Origin of the sequence: Nonomuraea sp. NPDC049504, from assembly GCF_040676845.1 — a bacterium.
In the GTDB taxonomy this organism is placed as follows: domain Bacteria; phylum Actinomycetota; class Actinomycetes; order Streptosporangiales; family Streptosporangiaceae; genus Nonomuraea; species Nonomuraea salmonea.
In genome coordinates, this window is the sequence record NZ_JBFAPT010000005.1 from 237,810 (window position 1) to 258,919 (window position 21,110).

Sequence of the window (21,110 nt, forward strand, 5' to 3'; positions counted from 1 at the left end):
CTTTTCCACAGCCTGGGGAAGCTCAGCCGACCATGCTTGCTATCGCTGGGACGCGTACCAGCACGAGCGCCACGAGGAGCACCAGCGCTCCAGCGATCGCCAGCCACTGCACCAGCGTCCTGTTGGCCTTCGGCGCGTAGGCCAGCGCCAGGGCCAGGAGCGTGCCGGTGACGAGGCCGCCGACGTGACCGGTCCAGCTGATGCGCAGGCCTGAGAACGCCGGCAGCACGAACGTGATGGCCAGGTTGAGCGCGATGATCACGGCGATGCCGCGTACGTCGAGGTTGAGCCGGCGGCCGACCACGAAGACCGCGCCGAACATGCCGAACACCGCGCCCGACGCGCCCAGCGTGAAGGTGTTGAGCGGGTCGACCCAGAAGCCGAGCACCGAGCCGCCCAGGGCGCTGAGCAGGAAGAGGGCGATGAAGCGGGCGTGGCCGAAGGCGCGCTCCAGGTAGGGGCCGATGACCCAGATCGCCCAGCCGTTGAACAGGATGTGGATGAAGTCCTGGTGCAGGAACGCCGCGGTGATCAGGCGGTAGTACTCGCCGAGCACGGCGACGCCGGGGGGCCACATCGCCAGCGCGGCGGTGACGACGTCGCCCACGAGCAGCTGGGCGCCGAAGACCAGGACGATGAGCCCCAGGATGGCGTAGGTGACGATCGGGGTGCGCACCAGGCCGCCGCCGAACGTGGACTTGGCCTGGCGGATGGCCTTGTTGCCCTCGGCGACGCACTCGGGGCACTGGAAGCCGACCGCGGCGTCGCGCATGCAGTCGGGGCAGATGGGGCGCTCACAACGCTGACAGCGCACCCACGTCTCCCTGTCGGGGTGCCGGTAGCACGTGGGCACGGCCTCAGCGGGCTGCTCGGGCTGTGGGGGCTGGCTCGGCGGCTGGCTGGTCATGACCGAAGCCTAAGGCTTGCGGGGGTATGCCGCGTGAGCCCGCGAACCTGCCGTCCTGCGGGGGCGACGCGCCCGTCGCGGATCGGCACGTCCCGCTGCCCTGCGCGGCCGGAGCGACCGTGGGAACGGCACTCCGGCTGCGCAGGCTCGCAAGCTGCCTTCCCCGGCCGGAGGCTGGGGACGGGCGGATCGCGTCAGGCCTGGACGCGGTCGATGGTGACCGACTGCACGACGACGTCCTCGACCGGGCGGTCGCGGCCGTCGGTGCGGGTCTTGGAGATCGCGTCGACGACCTCCTGGCCCTCGACGACCTCACCGAAGATGGTGTGCTTGCCGTTGAGGTGCGGGGTCGGCCCGACCGTGATGAAGAACTGCGAGCCGTTGGTGCCCTTGCCCATGCGGATGCCGGCGTTGGCCATGGCCAGCAGGTAGGGGCGGTCGAAGCGCAGCTCGGGGTGGATCTCGTCGTCGAACTCGTAGCCGGGGCCGCCGATGCCCTGGCCGAGCGGGTCGCCGCCCTGGATCATGAAGCCGGAGATCACCCGGTGGAAGATGGTGCCGTCGTAGTAGCGCGCGGTGCTCTTCTCGCCGGTGCCCGGGTGGGTCCAGGGACGGGCGCCTTCGGCCAGTTCCACGAAGTTGCGTACGGTTTTCGGCGCCTTGGTGGGGAAGAGTTCCACCTTGATATTGCCGTGATTGGTCTGCAGGTTAGCGATCAGCTTCTCAGCCACGAGACAGCTGCCCCCCTCTATGCACAGGGTTGGAATTGTGGTGTTTTGAGGACTATGGCCTTTCGGCCTACCGAGCCATCCTCCCACGGACGGCCATGATTGAGCCGCCTTGTCCAGGGAAGGTCAGGCTCGGGGCCCCAACGACAGGGGAGGTTGTCGTGTCCCTGACACTGAAGAAACGCCGCGTGGTCATAGAAGTGCCCGCCACGTGGATGGGTCAAGTGAAGACCCGGGCCGCTCAGACCGGCCAGCGTCTCGCACCCATGGCCGACCAGGCCAAGGTGGTCGCGGCGCAACGTATCGAAGACGCCCGCTACTGGGCGGCGCCGCGGCTGGAGTCCGCGGCGCACGGGTTCGAGGAGCAGGTCGCTCCCAAGGTCAGCTCGATGCTGACCGCGGCAGCCCGGCGAATCGATCCCAAACCGACACGATCGCGGCGCTGGCCGACGCTCGTGCTGCTGACCGGCCTCGCGGTGGGGACGATCGGCTACATGTTCTACCGCCGCAACGCACAGCAGTGGACCGAGCACATGAAGGACTCCGCCTCCGATGCCTCACGTTGGGTCAATGAGAAGGCGGACAGGACTGCGGAGTCCGCTGACCAGATGGCGGCCAAGGTGTCCAGCAAGTCGGACGAGCACAAGATGTCGTGAGTTCGCCCGTCCTGAGAAGCGCGCCTCCGTCACGTGACGGGGGCGCGCTTCGCGTGCGGGGGGCTGGTTGACGTACGACCAAGCGCTTGTTACAACCCCGGCATGACGCTGTCACCCCTCGACGACCACCCCGTCCACCAGGCGGCCCAGGTCATGCGGCACGTGACCACCGGCGACCGCAACTTCTACGACCGCTACTACTTCAACTGCCACGCCGCCTCCGACGAGCTCATGCTGATCGTCGGCCTCGGCCAGTACCCCAACCTCGGCGTCACCGACGCCTTCGCCTGCGTCCGCACCCAGGACCTGCACCGCGTCGTGCGGGCCTCGCGCGAGCTGGGCGCCGACCGGATGGACACGCGGATCGGCCCCTTCCGGGTGGAGGTCGTCGAGGGGCTCAAGCGGCTCAGGGTGGTGCTGGAGCCGAACGAGCACGGCCTCTCCTTCGACCTGCACTGGGAGGGGACGATCCCGGCCACCCTCGAACCCCGCCACTTCCTGCGCCGCCAGGAGCGGGTGGTCTTCGACTCGATGCGCATGGCGCAGACCGGCCGGTGGACGGGAAGCATCACGGTCGGCGAGCGGGAGATCGAGGTCACCCCCGACCGCTGGACGGGCACCAGGGACCGCAGCTGGGGCGTCAGGCCCGTCGGCGAGCCGGAACCGCCCGGCATCCAGGCCACCGGACCCGGGACGTTCTACTGGCTCTACGCGCCGATGCAGTTCGACGACCACGCCGTGCTCTGCATCGTGCAGGAGGACGAGCGGGGCCGCCGGGTGCTGGAGGAGGCCGTACGCGTGTGGTCCGACGGCCGCGAGGAGGAATACCTCGGCAGGCCGGAGTACCGCCCGGTCTACGCCCCCGGCACCCGCGACGTCGTCGAGGCCGTGATCACGTTCGCGCCGCCCGGGGGCAAGCCGTTCGACGTGCGCTGCACGCCGCTGCTGCCGGTGCACCTCATGGTCGGCACCGGTTACGGGCTGGAGCAGGACTGGCGGCACGGCATGTACCAGGGGCCAGGGCCGGTCGTGCAGGGGGTGACGTACCGGCTGCCCGACGACGCCCCCAAGATGTGGGGGATGGTGGACGCCGTCGGGCGCTTCGAGTACGACGGGCTGGTGGGCCACGGCCTGTTCGAGTATTGGGCGCTGGGGCCGCACCCGTCGTTCACCGGGTGAGCCGGAAAGCGGTGATGGTGGAGGAGCTGCCGGTGAAGGGCCTGGCCCGCACCCGGCTGGCCAAGTCCGTGCACGACGCCGGATGGTCGGCGTTCGTGACCATGCTGGAGTACAAGGCCGCCCGGTACGGCCGGAGCCTGGTGAAGATCGACCGCTGGTTTCCCAGCGGCAAACGGTGCTCGGCCTGCGGCGCGGTCGCCGAGTCGATGCCGCTGAACGTCCGGTCGTGGGCCTGCCCGTGCGGGGCGGTTCACGACCGGGACGTCAACGCCGCCGAGAACATCCTCGCCGCCGGACGGGCGGAGAGGCTGAACGCCTGCGGAGGGACCGTAAGACCCGCCGCCTAGCGGAGGGCAGGACCCGGTGAAACAGGAAGCCACAGAGGTGCCGCACACGCGGCACGGGCTGAATCCCCGGCCTTCTTCAGGCCGGGGAGCGCGTCAACGGTCGGCGCGCTTACAGGTGATCGTGATGGCCTCGGCCGGAGTCCCGGCGGGGGCCTCCGCGGAGCCTTCCGCGAGCGCCGCGACCCGTACGGGCAGGAACTCCACCGTATCGGCGACCTCGGCGGGGACCCCTTCCTTGAGCGCCTCGGCCCGCCCGAACGGCGGCGCCTCCGCAGCCTCGTGGCTGCCGATCTCACTGGCCGGCATCGCCCTGGCCAGCTCGACGACCTTGCCGTCCGCGGTCGTGCAGGTCACCTTCACGCCTGGCGCGGACGAGCGGACCGCGTCGGCCGGGTCGGCGCCGTCGGCCAGCGCGGAGCCGCCCAGGCCGGTGACGGCCAGCACGGCCGCCGCGCCCAGCACCGCGAGACGTCGCTTGAACATGGAATCTCCTTGATCGGAATCGGTCGGACGGCTCCGAGACTGGCCCCGCGCACCTGAAGTGATCCTGAAGGCAGCCGAAACGATCTTCAGCTTCGCTTTAGGTGCGCTGAGGCAGGCTGGGTGGCGTGCGAGTCTTATTGGTGGAGGACGAGGAGCGGCTGGCCGACCTGATCAAGGGCGGGCTGTCCGGCGAGGGCTTCGCGGTCGACGTCGCCCACGACGGGCGCGACGGGCTGTGGCTGGCCACCGAGAACGCGTACGACGTGATCGTCCTCGACGTGATGCTGCCCAGGATGAACGGCTACGCCGTGTGCTCCCGGCTGCGCGAGGCCGGCGACTGGACGCCGATCATGATGCTCACCGCCAAGGACGGCGTCTACGACGAGGCCGAGGCGCTGGACAACGGGGCCGACGACTACCTGGCCAAGCCCTTCTCGTACGTGGTGCTCCTGGCCCGGCTGCGCGCGCTGGTGCGGCGGGGCGGGCGGGAGCGGCCGGTCTCCCTCACCGTCGGCGACCTCGTCATCGACCCGGCCGGGCTGCGCTGCCGCAGGGGCGAGGCGGAGATCGCGCTGACGCCCAAGGAGTTCGCCGTGCTGCACGCGCTCGCCCGGCGGGCCGGCGAGGTGGTCTCCAAGAGCGAGCTGCTGGCCCAGGCGTGGGACTTCAGCTACGACGGCGACCCGAACATCGTGGAGGTCTACATCAGCGCGCTGCGCCGCAAGATCGACCTGCCGTTCGGGAAGACGACGTTGATGACCGTGCGCGGCGCCGGATACCGGCTGGAGGCGGCATGAGGCTGTGGCGGCGGATCTCGCCTGGATTTTCCTCGGTGCGGGTACGGGCGACGGCGGCGGCCACGCTCGTCGTGGCGGTCGCCCTGGGCGCGGCGGCCCTGGTGCTGGTGGTGTCGCTGCGCGGCACGCTGGTGAGCAGCGCCGACGCGGAGGCGGCGAGGAAGGCGACGGCGGCGGCCCCGTACGCGGAGACGCTGGAGTTCACGCCCATCGAGCCGATCAGGACGAGCGTGCGCGCGGACGCCCCGGCGAGCGCCCCGCAGGAGGGTGTGGCGCTGCGGGTGGCCGACCCCGACATGCTGCTGACCCGGCGGACGGCGGCCACGGAGTGGGCCAGGCCGAGCGAGTACGCCGTCGCCGCCGTCGAGGTGGCCACCGCCGACGGCCCCGCCACGCTGCTGTCGCGGGTCTCGCTGGAGGGCGTCGAGCAGGCGCTGCGCACGGTCTACGGCGCGCTGCTGCCCGGCGTGCCTGCCCTGCTGGCCGTGGTGGCCGGGGTGACCTGGCTGTCGGTGGGCCGCGCGCTCGGCCCGGTGGCCGCGATCAGGGCGAAGGTGGCCGACATCACGGCCCGCGACCTGCACAGGCGGGTGCCGGTGCCGCGTTCGAAGGACGAGATCGCGGCGCTGGCGACCACCGTGAACGGCACGCTCGACCGGCTGGAGACGGCCGTGGAGCAGCACAAGCGGTTCGTGGCCGACGCCGCGCACGAGCTGCGCAGCCCGATCGCGACCCTGCGGGCCCGGCTGGAGCTGGCCGAGCCGAGCGAGCTGACCGCCGAGGCGCTGGCCGACGTCGAACGCCTCCAGTCGCTGGCCGCCGACCTGCTCATGCTGGCCAGGCTGGACGCGGGCGAGCCGCTGCGCAGCGGCGAGATCGACCTGGGTCAGGTGGCGGCCGAGGCGGCGCTGCGGGCCAGGCGGCGGCCCGACGTGCGGGTGGAGCTGGACGTCGCGCCTGACGTGGTGTTGCCGGGGTCGAGCGGGCACCTCGATCGCCTGGTGACGAACTTGGTGGACAACGCCGTACGGCACGCGAGCGCGACCGTACGGGTGCGGGTGGCCGCCGAGGACGGTGACGCGGTGCTGGTCGTGAGCGACGACGGGCCCGGCATCCCGGAGGATCAGCGGGAGGCGGTGTTCGGCCGGTTCACCCGGCTGGACGCGGCGCGGGCCAGGGACGCGGGCGGCGCGGGGCTGGGCCTGCCCATCGCCAGGGACATCGCGCACCTGCACGGCGGCACGCTCGTCTACGACGACGCGGGCTTCGTGGCGCGCTTCCCCGCTGATCAGAAGGCTGGTCAGGCGTCTGAGAAGGCGTCGAGCTGCATGAACGCCCGCTCGACCGCCTGACGGGAGATCTCCTCGGGGTAGGGGAAGAGCCTGATCGAGTCGCGCAGCCCCTCCACGTGGGCCTTCTCGGCCAGCTCGGCGACCAGCGCCAGCTCCTCCTGCTGCGCCTGCGCGTACGCCCGGTCCACGACGGCGCCGTGGCCCGGCACGATCACCGGCTCGGGCATCTCGGCCAGCATCGCGGCCAGCGTGACCGGCCAGTCGAGCGGGTAGGAGTCGCTGAACGCCGGCGGCGCCCCCTCCTCCACCAGGTCACCGGCGAACAGCACGCCGGCGTCGGGCACCTGCGCCACGATGTCGTTGCTGCTGTGACCGAGCCCGAAGTGCCGCAGGTGCACGATGCGACCGCCGATGTCGAGGCTGGCGGCGCTGCTGAACGTGTGGTCGGGCGGCACGATCGTGACCTCTTCCCACTCCTCGCGCTGCTCGGGCCTGCTCCTGATCATGCCCTCGCGCTGCCGCTCGCCGTAGAGCTCGATCTCCTCGGCGCACCGGGTGTGGCCCCAGATCTCGGCGGCGGGGCCGAACATCGCGTTGCCGAAGAAGTGGTCGAAGTGGGAGTGGGTGTTGACGATCGTCCAGGGGTAGGGGGTGACGCGCCGGACGGCTTCGGCCAGGTCGGCGCCCTCGCGGTGGGAGCCGCGGGTGTCGAGCACCAGGCAGTGCCCGTCGCCGACGATCAGCCCCGTGTTCAGGTCGTACGACCGGTGGCGTCGTACGTAGACCCGGTCGCCGATCTCCTGCCACTGCTCGTTCATGGCACCAAACCCTACTTAGTCACGACATGGGCCTCCAGGGGAACGATCAGCCCCGCAGGTACGCCAGCACCGCCAGCACCCGCCGATGCCCGTCGGAGGCGGGCGGCAGGTCGAGCTTGGCGAAGATGTTCGCGATGTGCTTGGCCACGGCCGCCTCCGTGACGTGCAGCTCGACGGCGATCGAGGCGTTCGCGCGGCCCTCGGCGATCAGGCCGAGCACCTCCAGCTCGCGCGGGGTGAGCCGGGACAGCGGGTCGCGCCGCCGGCGCAGCAGCTGGCGCACCACCTCGGGGTCCACGACCGTGCCGCCGGCGGCCACCCTGTCGAGGGCGTCCACGAACTCGCGTACGTCGCCGATGCGGTCCTTGAGCAGGTAGCCGATGCCGGCGCCGCCGCCCGACTCCAGCAGCTCGGCCGCGTACGTCTGCTCGACGTACTGGCTGAGCACCAGCACCGTCAGCTCGGGGAAGCGGCCGCGCAGCTCCAGGGCCGCCCGCAGGCCCTCGTCGGAGAAGCCCGGCGGCATCCGCACGTCGGTCACCACGGCGTCGGGACGATGCTCGGCCACGGCCTCGACCAGGGCGGGCGCGTCGCCGACCGCGGCCGCCACGGTGTGGCCGAACCGGTCGAGCAGCCCGGCGATGCCCTCGCGCAGCAGCACGGCGTCCTCGGCGATCACCACGCGCACAGGTCCTCCTCGATGATCAGCACGGGATCTCCGTCCGGACGAGCGTCGGGCCGCCCGGCGGGCTCGACAGCGACAGTCTGCCGTCCACCACGGCCAGCCGGTCGGCCAGGCCGGTCAGCCCCGTGCCCTTGGCCGGGTCGGCGCCGCCCGCGCCGTCGTCGCGCACCTCGACGACCAGCGTGCCGCGCTCCACCCGGCCGGTGACCGCGCCGCGGGTGGCGCCGCTGTGCCTGGCGAGGTTGGCCAGCGCCTCGCTGACCACGTAGTAGGCGGTCACCTCGACCGGGGCGGGCAGGCGTCCTGGCAGGTCGAGGTCCACCGCGACGGGCACCGGCGAGCGGCCCGCCACGTCGTGCACCGCCGCCGCGAGCCCCCGGTCGGTGAGCACCTGGGAGTGCACGCCCCTGATCAGCTCGCGCAGCTCGGCGAGCGCCCGCTTGGCCTCGTCGTGGGCCTGCGCGATGAGCCGGCCGAGCTCGGAGTCGGCCGCGAGGTCCAGCTTGGCCACGCCCAGCGTCATGGAGAGGGCCACCAGCCGCTGCTGGGCGCCGTCGTGCAGGTCACGCTCGATCCTGCGGCGTTCCATCTCGAACGCGTCCACCAGCCGGGCCCGCGACCGCAGCACCTCGCTCAGCTCGGAGTCCTGCGGCGCCAGCACCGCACGCACCATCGCGCCCCGCGCCCCGCTCCAGGCCGTGATCGTGTACGCGGCCACCGGCAGCAGCAGCACCCCCATCACGGACCCCGCCGTGCCCGCCACGGCGTTGACGTCGGACTGCACGACCGGTGTGAGGATGACCAGCACGGGCCCGCCGAGGGTGAAGGCGAGCATGACGAGGTCGATCCACCACAGCGCCAGCACGGTCATGACCGCGAGCCCCACCTCCCGTTTCCGCCGGTCGGGCGGTTTGGGCACCTCGACCCGATCGACCAGGCGCAGGCGGAGGCGTTCGAAGGCGGCGATGGGCAGGACGCACAGCGCCAGCGCGGCCGGCCCGGCCACGAAGGCCAGGTAGGGCGTCACGCCGGCGCTGAGCGTGGTCGCCCCCACCGTGGCCCCCGCCGCGAGCCCGGGCACCACGCTGGCCAGCAGGTACGCGGCGCCGCGCCACGGCCAGGCGGAGGCCAGGAACGGCAGCGGCCGTCGCGTGAGGGCTTCCAGCGCGGTCCTGTTGAGCATGCTGCGACCGTAACCGCTGGTGAGGGGTGGGGTCAGTAGTGCAGGGTCTAGCTTCTGAACGTCAGGCCGGCGAACTCACCAGAGGTACGCCAGCGGTCGATGTAGGCGAAGTACGCCATCGCGCCCTGCGGGTGCCCGACGTTCAGCCACGACTTCAGGCCGAGGTCGCGGCCCTCGTTGTTGTAGTAGCCGGGCGTGCAGTCGGGTGAGCCCATGAGCCGTCCCGTGCCCGAGAGCAGCAGCTCGATCCAGTCGTCCTCGGCCTCCCGCGTGGCCTCGACCTGCGTGTGGCCGTGCTCGACGGCGTGCCTGACGATCGCGGCGATCGTCCTGCCCGCCTCGGTGAAGTTGTGCGGGATGTTGGAGATGAGGTTGGCGCCCTGGGCCGGCTGGACGATGAAGACGTTGGGGAAGCCGTGCACGTGCATGCCGTGCAGCGTGCGCATGCCGTCGGCCCAGCGCTCCGACAGCCGCACGCCGTCGCGGCCTTTGATGTCGTAGCCGGCGCGGCGGGTGTAGTCGGTGCCGACCTCGAAGCCGGAGGCGTAGATGACGCAGTCCACCTCGTACTCGCGGCCGGCCGCCACGACGCCGCGCTCGGTGATCCGCTCGACGCCCCTGCCGTCGGTGTCGACCAGGTGGGTGCCCGGCAGGTTGAACGCCTGGAGGTATTCGTCGTGGAAGCAGGGGCGCTTGCAGAGCTGGCGGTACCACGCCTTGAGCCGCCGCGCGGTCTCCGGGTCGCGGACGACGGCGTCCACCCGGGCCCTGATCTCCTCCATCTTCTCGAAGTCGGCGTCCTCGAACGCGGCCAGCACGCTCTCCTGCGTCACCTGGCCGGGCGGCAGCGCGCTGATCTTCGCGCGGAAGCGGCGGGCGATGTCGGTCCAGCCGTCCATCACCAGGTCCTCGTCGGCCGGGCCGCCGGTCTGGTTGGCGGTGAAGTTCTCCAGCCAGCGCTGCTGCCAGCCGGGCGTCGCGATCGAGGCGAACCAGTCGGGGTCGGTGGGCCGGTTGTCGCGGACGTCGACGGAGGAGGGCGTGCGCTGGAAGACGTACAGCTCGCGGCAGGACCTGGCCAGGTGCGGCACGCACTGGACGGCCGTCGCGCCCGTGCCGATGAGCGCCACCCGCTTGTCGCCCAGCCGGTCCAGGGGCGCGCCCGAGGGGTCGCCGCCGGTGTAGGCGTAGTCCCAGCGGCTGGTGTGGAAGGAATGTCCGGCGAAGTCGTCGATGCCGGGGATGCCGGGCAGCTTGGGGACGTGCAGCGGGCCGATGCCCATGGCGACGAACTGGGCGGTGAACGCGTCGCCGCGGTCGGTGCGGATGAGCCAGCGGGAGCGGGCCTCGTCCCACTCCAGGTCCAGGACCTCGGTGTGGAAGAGGGCGTTGTCGTACAGGCCGAAGTGCTTGCCGATGCGGCGGCAGTGCTCCAGGATCTCGGGGGCGTGCGCGTACTTCTCGGTCGGCATGTGGCCGGTCTCTTCGAGCAGCGGCATGTAGACGTACGACGCCGTGTCGCACTGCGCGCCCGGGTAGCGGTTCCAGTACCACGTGCCGCCGAAGTCGCCGCCCTTCTCCACGATGCGCACGTCGGTGACGCCGGCCTCCTTGAGCCGGGCGCCGGTGAGCAGCCCGGCGAAGCCGCCGCCGATGAACGCGACCGTCACGTGGTCGGTTTTCGGCGGGCGCTCGGTGACGGGGGTGTAGGGGTCTTTGAGGTAGTGGGCGAAGCGGCCGGTCAGGCGGATGTACTGGTCGTTGCCGTCGGGCCTGAGCCGTTTGTCGCGCTCTTCGCGATATCTGCGGCGGAGTGCGTCCTTGTCGAGGGCGGGACGGTCGGCGACGGTCATGCATCCCCTCCGGCGGCGTGCGGCTCTCCGAACCTATTTTCAGAATGGCATTCGGAAATAGCTACCACAAGCACGAAAAATTACGGCATTGACGGCCATATCACGCAAGTGTCAAGATCTTGCCCACCAAGAGTGGCGAGTGGGACTCAGGTTGGTGTGCGTGTCCCTCGCCCGTCGTCGTTCGGGGAGTCTCCCCGGCTTGGAATCGAGAGCGAGGAGATGTCGATGAAGAAGAAGAAGCTCGAGGTCAAGATCAGGAAGCTCGAGAAGATCGAGACCACCATCAACCGCGGTGGACAGAGCGGTTGATCTACTGACATACCGGAACCGGTCGGCGTTCGTCCGGCCGGTTCCGCTTTTCAGGGACTGGAAGGAGAAGGTGACGACGTGCGCCTGCCCAGGGTCAAACACGTGCACCAGCCGTTCCTGCTGCCGGGCAACCGCATCGTCATCGGGCTGTCCCAGTTCGGGGTGGCCTCCGAGATCGAGGACGACGACGAGGGCAGCATCGCCGCGATCGTGACCCTCATGGACGGCACCCGTACGGTCGACCAGATCTGCGCCGACTTCACCGCAACCCGTCCCGACGTGGACGACGACAGCGTGCGCGAGGTCATCGACGGCCTGATCGAGGGCGGCTTCATCGAGGACGCCGGAGCGCCCGTACCGGCGAACCTCACCGAACGCGACCTCGCCCGGTACGAATCGGCGCGCCACTTCTTCAGCTGGATCGACACCACGCCACGGACGTCACCGCACGAGATCCAGTCCAGGATCAAGACAGCCCGGGTGAGCCTGCTCGGCGTGGGCGGCACCGGATCGGCCGTGGCGGCGGGACTGGTCGCGAGCGGCATCGGCGCGCTGCGAATCGCCGACTTCGACCGCGTCGAAGAGTCGAACCTGACCCGCCAGCTCCTGTACGCCGAGTCGGACGTGACCAAGCCCAAGGTCGACCAGGCCGTCGCCCGGCTGCGGGCGATGAACGGCGCGGTCGCGGTGACCGGCAGCGACACCAAGGTGACCGGCCCCGACGACGTCGTGGAGCTGATGAGCGGCCACGACCTGTTCGTCCTGTGCGCCGACGAGCCCCACCCCGAGATCGTCGCGTGGACCAACGAGGCCGCCCTGCGGACCGGCACCCCGTGGTTCATGAGCCTCTACACCGGGCCGATGGTCGTCGTGGGCTCGTTCGTGCCCGGCGAGACCGGCTGCTGGGCCTGCCTGGACCGGCAGGAGGAGGCCCGCAAGGAGAAGGAGCTGGGGCGGCTGCTGCCCGAGTCACGGCCGAACGCGGTGGTCGCGGCCAGCGCCAACATCAGCGGCCACCTCTGCGCGCTGGAGGTGCTGTACCAGCTCGGCGGCCTGCCGGCGCAGACCCGCGGCCGGGTCTTCCACTGGAACATGGCCGTCTGGGACCACCAGTACTTCATCGACGTCCCGCGCGACGACGACTGCCCGATGTGCGGGCCGGGGGCCGGGTGAGCGTCCCGGCGGCCGAGGTCGGCGCGGGCAGCGTCGTACGCCTGCATCCGCTCGTCGTCCGTCCCGACGACGACGACCCGGAGATGATCGTGGCCGGCCGCCCGGACCTCGGCGAGTTCGTCGAGCTGCCCGCGGTGTGCGGCGAGGTGATCCGGCTGATCGGCGAGGGGCGTCCCGTCGCCGACGTCGAAGCCGTCATCGCCGACGAGCACGACGTCGAGCTGGACGTGGCCGACTTCGTGGAGTCGCTCGCCGACCTCGAGTTCGTGGCCGAGATCGACGGGCTGCCGCTGCCGGGGACCGCGCCGAAGGCCGCCCACTTCCCCGGCGTCACCGAGCGGCACGTACGGTGGCTCTTCGCCAGGCCCGTCAGGCTGGTCTGGCTCGCCGTCGTCGCGGCCGCGGCGCTGACCGTCGTCGTGCGGCCGGAGCTGTTCCCTCACCACCGTGACTTCTTCTGGAGCGAGTACACCGGGCTCTCCGTGCTGGTCAACACGGCCTTCTTCTCCGTACTCGCGAGCGTGCACGAGATGATGCACCTGCTGGCGGCGCGTTCGCTCGGCGCTCCCGCACGCATCGCGTTCGGCACCCGGCTGCACTACCTCGTCGTACAGACCGACGTCACCGCCATCTGGGGAGTGCCCCGCAGGCACCGCTACCGTGTGTACCTGGCCGGGATGGCCTCCGACCTCCTCCTCATCGCCATGATGCTGCTGGCCGTGGCGTACCTGCCGCTGCCGGGCTTCGCCGATGCGCTGCTGCGCGCCTTCATCCTGACCGCGCTGCTGTCCCTGCCCCTCCAGGCCCAGATCTACATGCGCACCGACCTCTACTTCGTGCTGCGCGACGTGCTCCGGTGCAAGGACCTGTTCGGGGACGGGCTCCGCTACGTCCGGTACCTGCTCGCCCGCGCGGTCGCCCCGTTCAGGAAGCCCGCGTCGCCGGCCGCCGACCCCACCGGCGAGCTGGCCCCGCACGAGCGGCGGGCCGTGCGGATCTACGCCGTCGCCCTCGCCGTGGGCGGTTCCGTCACGCTGACGGTCTTCGCCTTCTACGGCGGCCCGATCATCATCAACGGACTGGTCCACGCGCTGGCCGCCGTCTGGGCCGGCCTGCACGGCGGGCCCGCGATCGCGGCGATCGACGCCGCGCTGCTCATCCTGGTCGAGGGCGGCATCCAGGTGATGTTCCTGGTGACGTTCTTCCGGACGCGCCGCCCATGGCTCCGCCGGTCATAACGACCACCAGCGCTGACCGGGATGTCCACTATTGTGTGGTCGCGGGACTCACGAGGAAGCGGATCCGTCTTGGCCCATCGCGCACTGGTCATCGCCCTGTTGCCGGCGATCGGGCTGCGCGCGCTCGCCGTCCTGGGCTTCCCGCCGGCCATCCTGTTCTACGGCGACTCCTTCGCCTTCCTGCGCGAGGAGCTGACCCCCGGCACGACGCGGCCCTCCGGCTACTCCCTGCTGCTCGCGCTGCTGCGGCCGGCCCACAGCCTGACGCTCGTCACCGTCCTGCAGCACCTGCTCGTGCTGGGGCTCGCCGTCGGCCTGTACGCCCTGCTGCGCCGCCGCGGCCTGCCCGGCTGGGGCGCGACGCTGCTGGTCACCCCACTGCTCTACGACGAGTTCATGCTGCTCCTGGAGCACATGATCATGGCGGACGCGGTCTTCATCGTGCTCGTCGCCGGCGCCGTCGCGCTGATCACCTGGCGGGTCACCCCCACGACCGCGGCCGTCGGCGGGCTGCTGCTCGGCCTGGCCGGCATCACCAGGACCGTGGGGCTGCCGCTGCTCATCCTGACCGCCGCCTACCTGCTGATCCGCCGCTACGGGTGGCGTCCGCTGGTGGCGCTGCTGGTCGCCGGGGCGCTTCCGCTGGGTGCGTACGCGGTCTGGATGAAAGCCGAGAAGGGGACGTACGCGCTGACCGAGGCCGACGGGAACTTCCTGTGGTCGCGCACCATGAGCTTCGCCGACTGCGGGGTGATCAGGCCGCCCGAGCGGCTGGCGGTGCTGTGCCCCAACATGCCGGTCGAGGAGCGGCCGTACCCGCCCCACTGGCTGTGGGAGGACTTCTCGCCGCTGCCGAAGGTGCCGGGGACGGCCAACCGCAACAAGCTCGCCGGGGAGTTCGCGCGGGCGGCCATCCTCGCCCAGCCGGGCGAGTACCTCGGCGCCGTGGTGACCGACCTCGGGCAGCTGTTCCGCTGGGAGCGGACCTCCGTCGACGAGAAGACGCCGTACAAGCTGCCCTCCTCCGAGCGGCCCATCAGCTCGTCGGTGCGGGGCGTGGCCGAGGCGTACGAGGCCGGGCCGGCCGCCACCCGCGTGGTCGAGCCGTTCGCCGGGTGGCTGCGGGCGTACCAGCGGTTCGGGTACGTGCCGTTCCCGCTGCTCACGCTCGTCCTGGCCGGCGTGCTGGTGGCCGCGCCGCTGCGGCGGCGGTGGGACGCGCTGCTGCCAGGGCTCGCCGCGCTCGCGCTGGTCGCCTCGCCGCCGTTCCTCGCCGCCTTCGACGTCCGGTACGTGATCCCCGCCATTCCGCTGATCTGCCTGGCCGTGGGGCTCACCTTCGGGCCCCCGACGTCGTTCTTGGCCGGACGCCGGGGTGCTACGGTCCCGGTGGAAGGCCGTACACACGCGATGGGAAGCTATGACGGAGGCAGGGCCGACGGGTGACGCCCTGGTGGAGATGCTGGCGGCGCTGGCCAACCCGCTGCGCCTGCGCATCATCGCCGAGCTGAGCGCCGGGCGCGACTACGTCAGCCACCTGGCCCGCGTCATCGGTGTCAGCCGGCCGCTGCTGCACATGCACCTGCGCCGGCTGGAGGCCGCCGGGCTGATCACCGGCAGCCTTGAGCTGTCCGACGACGGCAAGGCGATGAAGTATTACGAGGTCACCGACTTCGACCTGCACCTGACCGCGCCGGCGCTGGCCGAGGCGGCCAAGACCCTCACCAGGCCGGACCCCGAGGAGGGCTCCTAGATGACACTGTCGTGGCCCGAGGTGATCTTCTACCTGGGCGTGCTCCTTCTGGTCACGTTCTTGATCAGTACGGTCGTCGTGGGCACGTTCGACGCCCGCAAGTCCCGGCACCAGGCCGACCAGGCGGAGGAGCTGCGCCGGCTGGTGCAGCGGTATGAGCAGCTCGCCGAGAAGACCATGGACGCCCAGCAACGCACCGCCGCCGACCTCGCCGAGCTCCGCTCCCGCGCGGCCTCGATCGAACAGATCTTACGGACGGTCGAGTGACGCCTGCTGCTGCGGCGAGCGGTCGCGGCTCGGCGCCGGGGCCGGCCTCATGGCCGGTCGAGTGACGGCTCGGGGTTGAAGCGGGCCACGTAGCGGCGCTGCCAGGGGGTCTCCACGGCGTGGCGGTCGTAGTGGGTGCGGACGTAGGCGACCGCATCGGCGGGTGGGACGCCGTCGAGGACGGCGAGGCAGGCGAGGGCGGTGCCGGTGCGGCCGCGGCCGCCTCCGCAGGCCACCTCGACGCGCTCCGACGCCGCGCGCTCCCACGCCTCGCGCAGGTCGGCGGCGGCCTGCCGGCGGTCGGACGGCAGCCAGAAGTCGGGCCAGCGCACCCACCGGTGCTCCCAGCCGACGGGCGGCGGGGCCTTGCCCAGCAGGTAGAGGGCGAAGGCGGGCTCGGGGCCTGGCGGGAGCGGATGCCGCAGGCCCCTGCCGCGCACCAGCCGCCCGGACGGCAGGCGCAGCACCCCTGGCGCGTCAAGATCCCATGTCATGGCGGGAGCGTAACCCGCCCTGCCCGCCCACGGCAGCGACACAACGCCCTTTCCGCGCTGGGCGGACACGCGGCGGTCAGGGCCTGCCCGTCCTTCCTGATCCAAGGAGCGGTCAAAGTTCCTTGAGACGACACTAAGATTGTATCATTCGTTATCTTGTATCGTTCGCGTTTAGGTGATTAGGTTGGGCGCTATGACCGCACCCCAGACGCCGACCGGCGCCGAGGAGCTACGCAGCGTCGGGCTGCGGGTGACCGCCGCCCGGGTCGCGCTGCTCGAGACCGTCCGCGACGGTGACCACCTCGACGTCGAGGCCATCGCCTCCGGGGTGCGCGACCGCGTCGGCCACATCTCGCTCCAAGCCGTGTACGAGGCGCTCAACGCCCTCACGGCCGCGGGCCTCGTCCGCCGCATCGAGCCGGCGGGCAGCCCGGCGAGATACGAGGGCCGGGTCGGCGACAACCACCACCACGTCGTCTGCCGCGTCTGCGGCGCCGTGGCCGACGTCGACTGCGCCGTCGGACACGCGCCGTGCCTGCACGCGTCCGACGACCACGGCTTCACCATCGACGAGGCCGAGGTCATCTACTGGGGCCTGTGCCCCGACTGTTCCACCGCCACCAGCAGCTCTTGAGCACCCTGAGTCACATAGTCCGGAGGGATTCCCATTGTCTGAGAACCACGACGCGATCGTCACAGACCCGAAGACAGAGGATGGAGGCGGCTGCCCGGTAGCCCACCGCGCGCTCCACCCCACCCAGGGCGGCGGCAACCGTCAGTGGTGGCCTGAGCGGCTCAACCTGAAGATCCTGGCGAAGAACCCGGCCGTGGCCAACCCCATGGGCGAGGACTTCGACTACGCCGAGGCGTTCAAGAGCCTCGACCTGCCGGCCGTCAAGCGCGACATCGCCGAGGTGCTGACCACCTCCCAGGACTGGTGGCCGGCCGACTTCGGGCACTACGGGCCGCTCATCATCCGGATGGCCTGGCACAGCGCGGGCACCTACCGCATCAGTGACGGCCGCGGCGGCGCCGGCGCAGGACAGCAGCGCTTCGCCCCGCTCAACAGCTGGCCCGACAACGGCAACCTCGACAAGGCCCGCCGCCTGCTGTGGCCGGTCAAGAAGAAGTACGGCAAGAACCTGTCCTGGGCCGACCTGCTGATCCTGGCCGGCAACGTGGCGCTGGAGTCGATGGGCTTCAAGACGTTCGGCTTCGCCGGCGGCCGCGAGGACGTGTGGGAGCCGGAGGAGGACGTCTACTGGGGCCCCGAGACCACGTGGCTCGGCGACGCGCGCTACACCGGTGACCGCGAGCTGGAGAACCCGCTCGGCGCCGTCCAGATGGGCCTCATCTACGTCAACCCCGAGGGCCCCAACGGCAACCCCGACCCGCTGGCCGCCGCCCGCGACATCCGCGAGACGTTCCGCCGCATGGCGATGAACGACGAGGAGACGGCCGCGCTGATCGCCGGCGGTCACACGTTCGGCAAGACCCACGGCGCCGGCCCCGCCGAGCACGTCGGCCCCGACCCCGAGGCCGCGTCGCTGGAGGAGCAGGGTCTCGGCTGGCGCAACTCGTACGGCACCGGCAAGGGCGGCGACGCCATCACCAGCGGCCTCGAGGGCATCTGGACCCCCACCCCGACCCAGTGGGACAACAGCTTCCTCGAGACCCTGTACGGCTACGAGTGGGAGCTGTTCAAGAGCCCCGCGGGCGCCTGGCAGTGGCGGCCGAAGGACGGCGCCGGCGAGGGCACCGTCCCCGACGCCCACGACCCGAACAAGCGGGTGGCCCCGACGATGCTCACCACCGACCTGTCGCTGCGGGTCGACCCGATCTACGAGCAGATCACCCGGCGCTGGCTCGACCACCCCGACGAGTTCGCCGACGCGTTCGCGCGGGCCTGGTTCAAGCTGACCCACCGCGACATGGGCCCGGTCGTGCGCTACCTCGGCCCCGAGGTGCCCAGCGAGACGCTGATCTGGCAGGACCCGCTGCCCGAGCGGACGTACGAGCTGATCGACGCCGGTGACGTCGCCACCCTCAAGAGCCAGATCCTGGCCTCCGGCCTGTCGGTCTCCGAGCTGGTCTCCACCGCGTGGGCGTCGGCCTCGTCCTTCCGTGGCAGCGACAAGCGCGGCGGCGCCAACGGCGCCCGCATCCGCCTGCAGCCGCAGGCCGGGTGGGAGGTCAACGACCCCGACAGGCTCGCGACCGTGCTCGGCGCGCTTGAGGGCGTCCAGAAGGCGTTCAACGGCGCGCAGACCGGCGGCAAGCAGGTCTCGCTCGCCGACCTGATCGTGCTGGCCGGCAACGTCGGCGTCGAGAAGGCCGCCAAGGACGCGGGCTTCGAGATCGAGGTGCCGTTCCGTGCCGGTCGTGTGGACGCCACGCAGGAGCAGACGGACGTCGAGTCGTTCGCCGCGCTCGAGCCGACGGCCGACGGCTTCCGCAACTACCTGGGCAAGGGCAACCGGCTGCCGGCCGAATACCTGCTCATCGACCGCGCCAACCTGCTGACGCTCAGCGCGCCCGAGATGACCGTCCTGGTCGGCGGCCTGCGCGTGCTCGGCGCCAACCACCAGCAGTCCCAGCACGGCGTCCTGACCACGACGCCCGGCACGCTGACGAACGACTTCTTCGTCAACCTGCTCGACCTGGGCACCACCTGGACGGCGACGTCCGGCGACAGCAGCACCTTCGAGGGCCGCGACGCCGCCACCGGCGAGGTCAAGTGGACCGGCACCCGCGCCGACCTGGTCTTCGGCTCCAACTCGGAGCTGCGGGCGGTCGCCGAGGTGTACGCCTGCGACGACGCCAAGGAGAAGTTCGTCAAGGACTTCGTGGCCGCCTGGGACAAGGTCATGAACCTCGACCGGTTCGACCTGTCCTGATCGCCAGATCTCACGGGCCCGCCACCTTCCAGGTGGCGGGCCCGCCTTTTTTGTACGTGGGACGTCAGGTGACGGTGATCTTGCCGATGCCGAGCGTGGTCTGGGAGGGCAGGATGCCCGACTCGAACACCGCGCCGAGCAGCGGCAGGTTCAGCTGCGCGAGCAGCGCGGCACGCTCCTCACCGAGCGCCTTCCAGGGCCCGGCGGCGAGCTGGTCGGTGTGGCGTTCGACCCGGTTGCGCAGGGCGCGGCCCTCCGGGGTGGCCATGCCGTCGGCGTCCACGAGCCCTCTGGCGGCCAGCCGCTCACGGGCGGCGCCCCACTCCTCCTCGCTCCACCCGCGTCCGGCGAAGTTGGCGACCGGCGCGGCCCCGACGGCGGCGAACGACACCAGCGCCTCGCACCCGTCGAGCCCCGCGGCCTGCAACGCCGTCAGATGCCCGTCGCCGCGGTGCTCGCGCAGCACCGTGTACGCCTGCCACAACCGTACGTGCGGCTCGTCGGGCCAGGGCAGCGCCAGGTTGGCGGCGGCCATCGGCCGGTGCGCGACGTCGGCGTTCTCCGCCGCCCTGACCGCCAGCTCCGCCGCCTCCGCCAGCGGCTTCACGTCGTCCACGAGGGCCCGGATGGTCCGGTCCACGGCCCGCAGCCGGGCTTCGAGCACCTGCTCGGGGGAGGCCGTCTCCCAGATCGCCGGGACGTATTCGGCGATCATGGCCGGGCTGAAGCTGTAGTAGGTGGCCGCGACCAGGCCACGCCCCGCGGCGCCGAGCACCGCCGTACGCCAGGCGAAGTAGCTCGGCCAGCGCGGCTCGACGGCGTAACCGAGGGCGGCGGCCTCCTCGAACGCCTCCTTGCTGAAGTAGAGCGGCGCGTGCACCGGCTCGATCTGGTGCCACATCTGCCGGGCGAGCTGGTCGAAGGTCACGAAGGATCCTCACTGTCTAGATAAGCTATGCCAGTGATGGTAGAAGCGTGGCGAATCACTGGTCAAGCCGAAATAGACAGTTATGTCGGGAGCAGGGTCGAGCTGGCCGTCCAGCTGATCAACTCCCTGGCCACGCCGCACGCGCACGGCCGCGGCGTCACGCCACCTCCGCCGGGAGCCGACCGCCTCGCGGCGGTCGTCGCCGCACAGGAGCGCCTGACGGTCCACCCGCCCGCGAGCGTCCTCACCCCGGCCGACGCCGACCGCCTGGCCGGGATCGCCGCCCGCCTGCGCCCGCTGTTCGCCGCCGGCGACCGCCTCCTGGACGCGGCGGCCGGCCTCAACGACCTCCTCGTACGCCACCACGCCGTCCCCAACCTGCACGGCAGCCCCGCGAACCCGCTCGGCCTGTCCTTCCACCGCCCCGACGCCGACCCCGTGGACGCCTGGGCGGCCGACATGGGCACCGCCCTCGCCATGGTGATCGGCGTCGGCCAGTCCGCCCGCCTCGGCGCCTGCCAGGCGGAACGATGCTCCCTGGTCTTCTACGACACCACGAGGAACGCCTCCCGCCGCTTCTGCGACCTGTCCTGCCAGAACCGCGCCAAGGCCAGCGCCTACCGCGCGAGAAGACGCGCCTGACCCTTTGGGGTTCCCTCAAGAGACTCACGGTGTTATGGTCGTGGAGTCTCTTCAAGGAACCCAAAACGCAGGAGCGGACCATGCTGAGCCCCGCCGTACGCCGCGTCCTCGACGGCACCCCGATCGCCCACCTCGCCACCGTCCTGCCCGACGGCTCGCCCCACAACGTCCCGATCTGGATCGGCACCCACGGCGACCACGTCGCCTTCCTCACCGGGCCGCGGTCGCGCAAGGCCCGCAACCTGCGGGACGACCCCCGGGTGGCGGTGTCCATGACGCCGGCCGACAACCCGTTCGAGCCGGTCATCGTGCGCGGCAGGGTCGTCGAGTGGCTCGACGGCGACGCGGCCTGGGACATCATCGACGGGATCGCCCAGAAGTACATCGGGCAGCCGTACTCACGCGACGAGGACCGCGTGGTCGCCCTCGTCAGCCCCGACCACCAGATCGTCGGGCGCGCCTGACCCACACGGCCGAGCCC

The 21,110-nt window shown here is 71.3% G+C and carries 22 protein-coding genes and 1 pseudogene; 14 read left to right on the forward strand and 9 right to left on the reverse strand.

Translation table 11 applies throughout. The features are described 5' to 3' along the window. Nucleotides 1-22 precede the first annotated feature (22 nt). A complete protein-coding gene (locus AB0K28_RS12545; protein ID WP_364368536.1) occupies nucleotides 23-907 on the reverse strand; it encodes a rhomboid family intramembrane serine protease in 885 nt (294 codons plus the stop codon). 194 nt (nucleotides 908-1,101) lie between these two features. Continuing rightward, entirely contained in the window at nucleotides 1,102-1,638 is a 537-nt protein-coding gene (locus tag AB0K28_RS12550) for a peptidylprolyl isomerase (protein WP_345393416.1), read from the reverse strand. A 158-nt stretch (nucleotides 1,639-1,796) separates the two neighbouring features. Between AB0K28_RS12550 and AB0K28_RS12555 the strand changes: the two genes are divergently transcribed. The 3 genes and pseudogenes from AB0K28_RS12555 to AB0K28_RS12565 form a co-directional block, all read left to right on the forward strand. Continuing rightward, nucleotides 1,797-2,291 (forward strand): YtxH domain-containing protein, encoded by a 495-nt coding sequence (locus AB0K28_RS12555; RefSeq protein WP_345393413.1) that lies wholly within the window; start codon nucleotides 1,797-1,799, stop codon nucleotides 2,289-2,291. Nucleotides 2,292-2,393: 102 nt separating this feature from the next. Beyond that, the gene (locus AB0K28_RS12560; RefSeq protein WP_364368540.1) at nucleotides 2,394-3,470 is read left to right on the forward strand and encodes a hypothetical protein; all 1,077 of its coding nucleotides are present in this window, start codon (nucleotides 2,394-2,396) and stop codon (nucleotides 3,468-3,470) included. A 5-nt stretch (nucleotides 3,471-3,475) separates the two neighbouring features. Next, nucleotides 3,476-3,817: pseudogene (locus AB0K28_RS12565) on the forward strand (transposase); the annotation flags it as partial. 93 nt (nucleotides 3,818-3,910) lie between these two features. Here AB0K28_RS12565 and AB0K28_RS12570 read toward each other — a convergent pair. Further along, on the reverse strand, nucleotides 3,911-4,300 hold the full coding sequence (locus tag AB0K28_RS12570; RefSeq protein ID WP_364368543.1) for a hypothetical protein: 390 nt from the start codon (nucleotides 4,298-4,300) through the stop codon (nucleotides 3,911-3,913). Between the two features lie 125 nt (nucleotides 4,301-4,425). Between AB0K28_RS12570 and AB0K28_RS12575 the strand changes: the two genes are divergently transcribed. Both AB0K28_RS12575 and AB0K28_RS12580 read left to right on the forward strand, forming a co-directional pair. Next, nucleotides 4,426-5,097: a response regulator transcription factor gene (locus AB0K28_RS12575; protein ID WP_345393401.1), complete on the forward strand. Its 672-nt coding sequence runs from the start codon at nucleotides 4,426-4,428 to the stop codon at nucleotides 5,095-5,097. Continuing rightward, nucleotides 5,094-6,449, forward strand: a complete 1,356-nt coding sequence (locus AB0K28_RS12580; RefSeq protein ID WP_345393398.1) for an ATP-binding protein — start codon at nucleotides 5,094-5,096, stop codon at nucleotides 6,447-6,449. Before AB0K28_RS12575 ends, AB0K28_RS12580 begins: the two co-directional genes overlap by 4 nt. On the opposite strand, the gene AB0K28_RS12585 is transcribed toward AB0K28_RS12580, so the two are convergent. From AB0K28_RS12585 to AB0K28_RS12600, 4 genes are read right to left on the reverse strand one after another with little or no spacing between them, the layout of a single operon-like run. Then, nucleotides 6,398-7,207 carry an MBL fold metallo-hydrolase gene (locus AB0K28_RS12585; RefSeq protein ID WP_345393395.1) on the reverse strand — a complete coding sequence of 270 codons (810 nt, stop codon included), beginning with the start codon at nucleotides 7,205-7,207 and terminating at the stop codon, nucleotides 6,398-6,400. The two genes, AB0K28_RS12580 and AB0K28_RS12585, sit on opposite strands and share 52 nt — an antisense overlap. Before the next feature lie 46 nt (nucleotides 7,208-7,253). After that, nucleotides 7,254-7,895, reverse strand: a complete 642-nt coding sequence (locus AB0K28_RS12590; RefSeq protein ID WP_345393392.1) for a response regulator transcription factor — start codon at nucleotides 7,893-7,895, stop codon at nucleotides 7,254-7,256. Between the two features lie 16 nt (nucleotides 7,896-7,911). Then, nucleotides 7,912-9,075: a histidine kinase gene (locus AB0K28_RS12595; RefSeq protein WP_364368548.1), complete on the reverse strand. Its 1,164-nt coding sequence runs from the start codon at nucleotides 9,073-9,075 to the stop codon at nucleotides 7,912-7,914. Between the two features lie 47 nt (nucleotides 9,076-9,122). Then, nucleotides 9,123-10,928, reverse strand: coding sequence for an NAD(P)/FAD-dependent oxidoreductase (locus tag AB0K28_RS12600; protein WP_364368551.1), 1,806 nt, complete (start codon nucleotides 10,926-10,928; stop codon nucleotides 9,123-9,125). 387 nt (nucleotides 10,929-11,315) lie between these two features. On the opposite strand from AB0K28_RS12600, the gene AB0K28_RS12605 reads away from it, so the two are divergent. The 5 genes from AB0K28_RS12605 to AB0K28_RS12625 all read left to right on the forward strand — a co-directional run bounded on the left by AB0K28_RS12605 (nucleotide 11,316) and on the right by AB0K28_RS12625 (nucleotide 15,668). Beyond that, nucleotides 11,316-12,410: a TOMM precursor leader peptide-binding protein gene (locus AB0K28_RS12605; protein ID WP_345393383.1), complete on the forward strand. Its 1,095-nt coding sequence runs from the start codon at nucleotides 11,316-11,318 to the stop codon at nucleotides 12,408-12,410. Next, nucleotides 12,407-13,648 (forward strand): hypothetical protein, encoded by a 1,242-nt coding sequence (locus AB0K28_RS12610; protein WP_364368554.1) that lies wholly within the window; start codon nucleotides 12,407-12,409, stop codon nucleotides 13,646-13,648. The genes AB0K28_RS12605 and AB0K28_RS12610 overlap by 4 nt, the downstream gene beginning before the upstream one ends. 69 nt (nucleotides 13,649-13,717) lie before the next feature. Continuing rightward, a complete protein-coding gene (locus AB0K28_RS12615; protein ID WP_364368557.1) occupies nucleotides 13,718-15,094 on the forward strand; it encodes a hypothetical protein in 1,377 nt (458 codons plus the stop codon). After that, a complete protein-coding gene (locus AB0K28_RS12620; protein WP_364368560.1) occupies nucleotides 15,069-15,401 on the forward strand; it encodes a winged helix-turn-helix domain-containing protein in 333 nt (110 codons plus the stop codon). Before AB0K28_RS12615 ends, AB0K28_RS12620 begins: the two co-directional genes overlap by 26 nt. Continuing rightward, a complete protein-coding gene (locus AB0K28_RS12625; RefSeq protein WP_345393368.1) occupies nucleotides 15,402-15,668 on the forward strand; it encodes a hypothetical protein in 267 nt (88 codons plus the stop codon). It abuts the gene before it with no gap. Between the two features lie 47 nt (nucleotides 15,669-15,715). On the opposite strand, the gene AB0K28_RS12630 is transcribed toward AB0K28_RS12625, so the two are convergent. Further along, on the reverse strand, nucleotides 15,716-16,162 hold the full coding sequence (locus tag AB0K28_RS12630; protein ID WP_364368563.1) for a protein phosphatase: 447 nt from the start codon (nucleotides 16,160-16,162) through the stop codon (nucleotides 15,716-15,718). A 193-nt stretch (nucleotides 16,163-16,355) separates the two neighbouring features. Here AB0K28_RS12630 and AB0K28_RS12635 point away from each other — a divergent pair, with 193 nt between their 5' ends. After that, the gene (locus AB0K28_RS12635) at nucleotides 16,356-16,796 is read left to right on the forward strand and encodes a Fur family transcriptional regulator (protein WP_345393356.1); all 441 of its coding nucleotides are present in this window, start codon (nucleotides 16,356-16,358) and stop codon (nucleotides 16,794-16,796) included. A 34-nt stretch (nucleotides 16,797-16,830) separates the two neighbouring features. Then, a complete protein-coding gene (gene katG, locus AB0K28_RS12640; protein ID WP_364368567.1) occupies nucleotides 16,831-19,059 on the forward strand; it encodes a catalase/peroxidase HPI in 2,229 nt (742 codons plus the stop codon). A gap of 64 nt (nucleotides 19,060-19,123) precedes the next feature. Here the strand turns inward: katG and AB0K28_RS12645 are convergent, their stop codons facing one another. Next, entirely contained in the window at nucleotides 19,124-19,987 is an 864-nt protein-coding gene (locus AB0K28_RS12645; protein WP_364368570.1) for a hypothetical protein, read from the reverse strand. A 36-nt stretch (nucleotides 19,988-20,023) separates the two neighbouring features. On the opposite strand from AB0K28_RS12645, the gene AB0K28_RS12650 reads away from it, so the two are divergent. Beyond that, entirely contained in the window at nucleotides 20,024-20,629 is a 606-nt protein-coding gene (locus tag AB0K28_RS12650; RefSeq protein WP_364368937.1) for a CGNR zinc finger domain-containing protein, read from the forward strand. A gap of 80 nt (nucleotides 20,630-20,709) precedes the next feature. Next, nucleotides 20,710-21,093 (forward strand): TIGR03618 family F420-dependent PPOX class oxidoreductase, encoded by a 384-nt coding sequence (locus AB0K28_RS12655; protein ID WP_345393344.1) that lies wholly within the window; start codon nucleotides 20,710-20,712, stop codon nucleotides 21,091-21,093. Nucleotides 21,094-21,110: the final 17 nt, after the last annotated feature.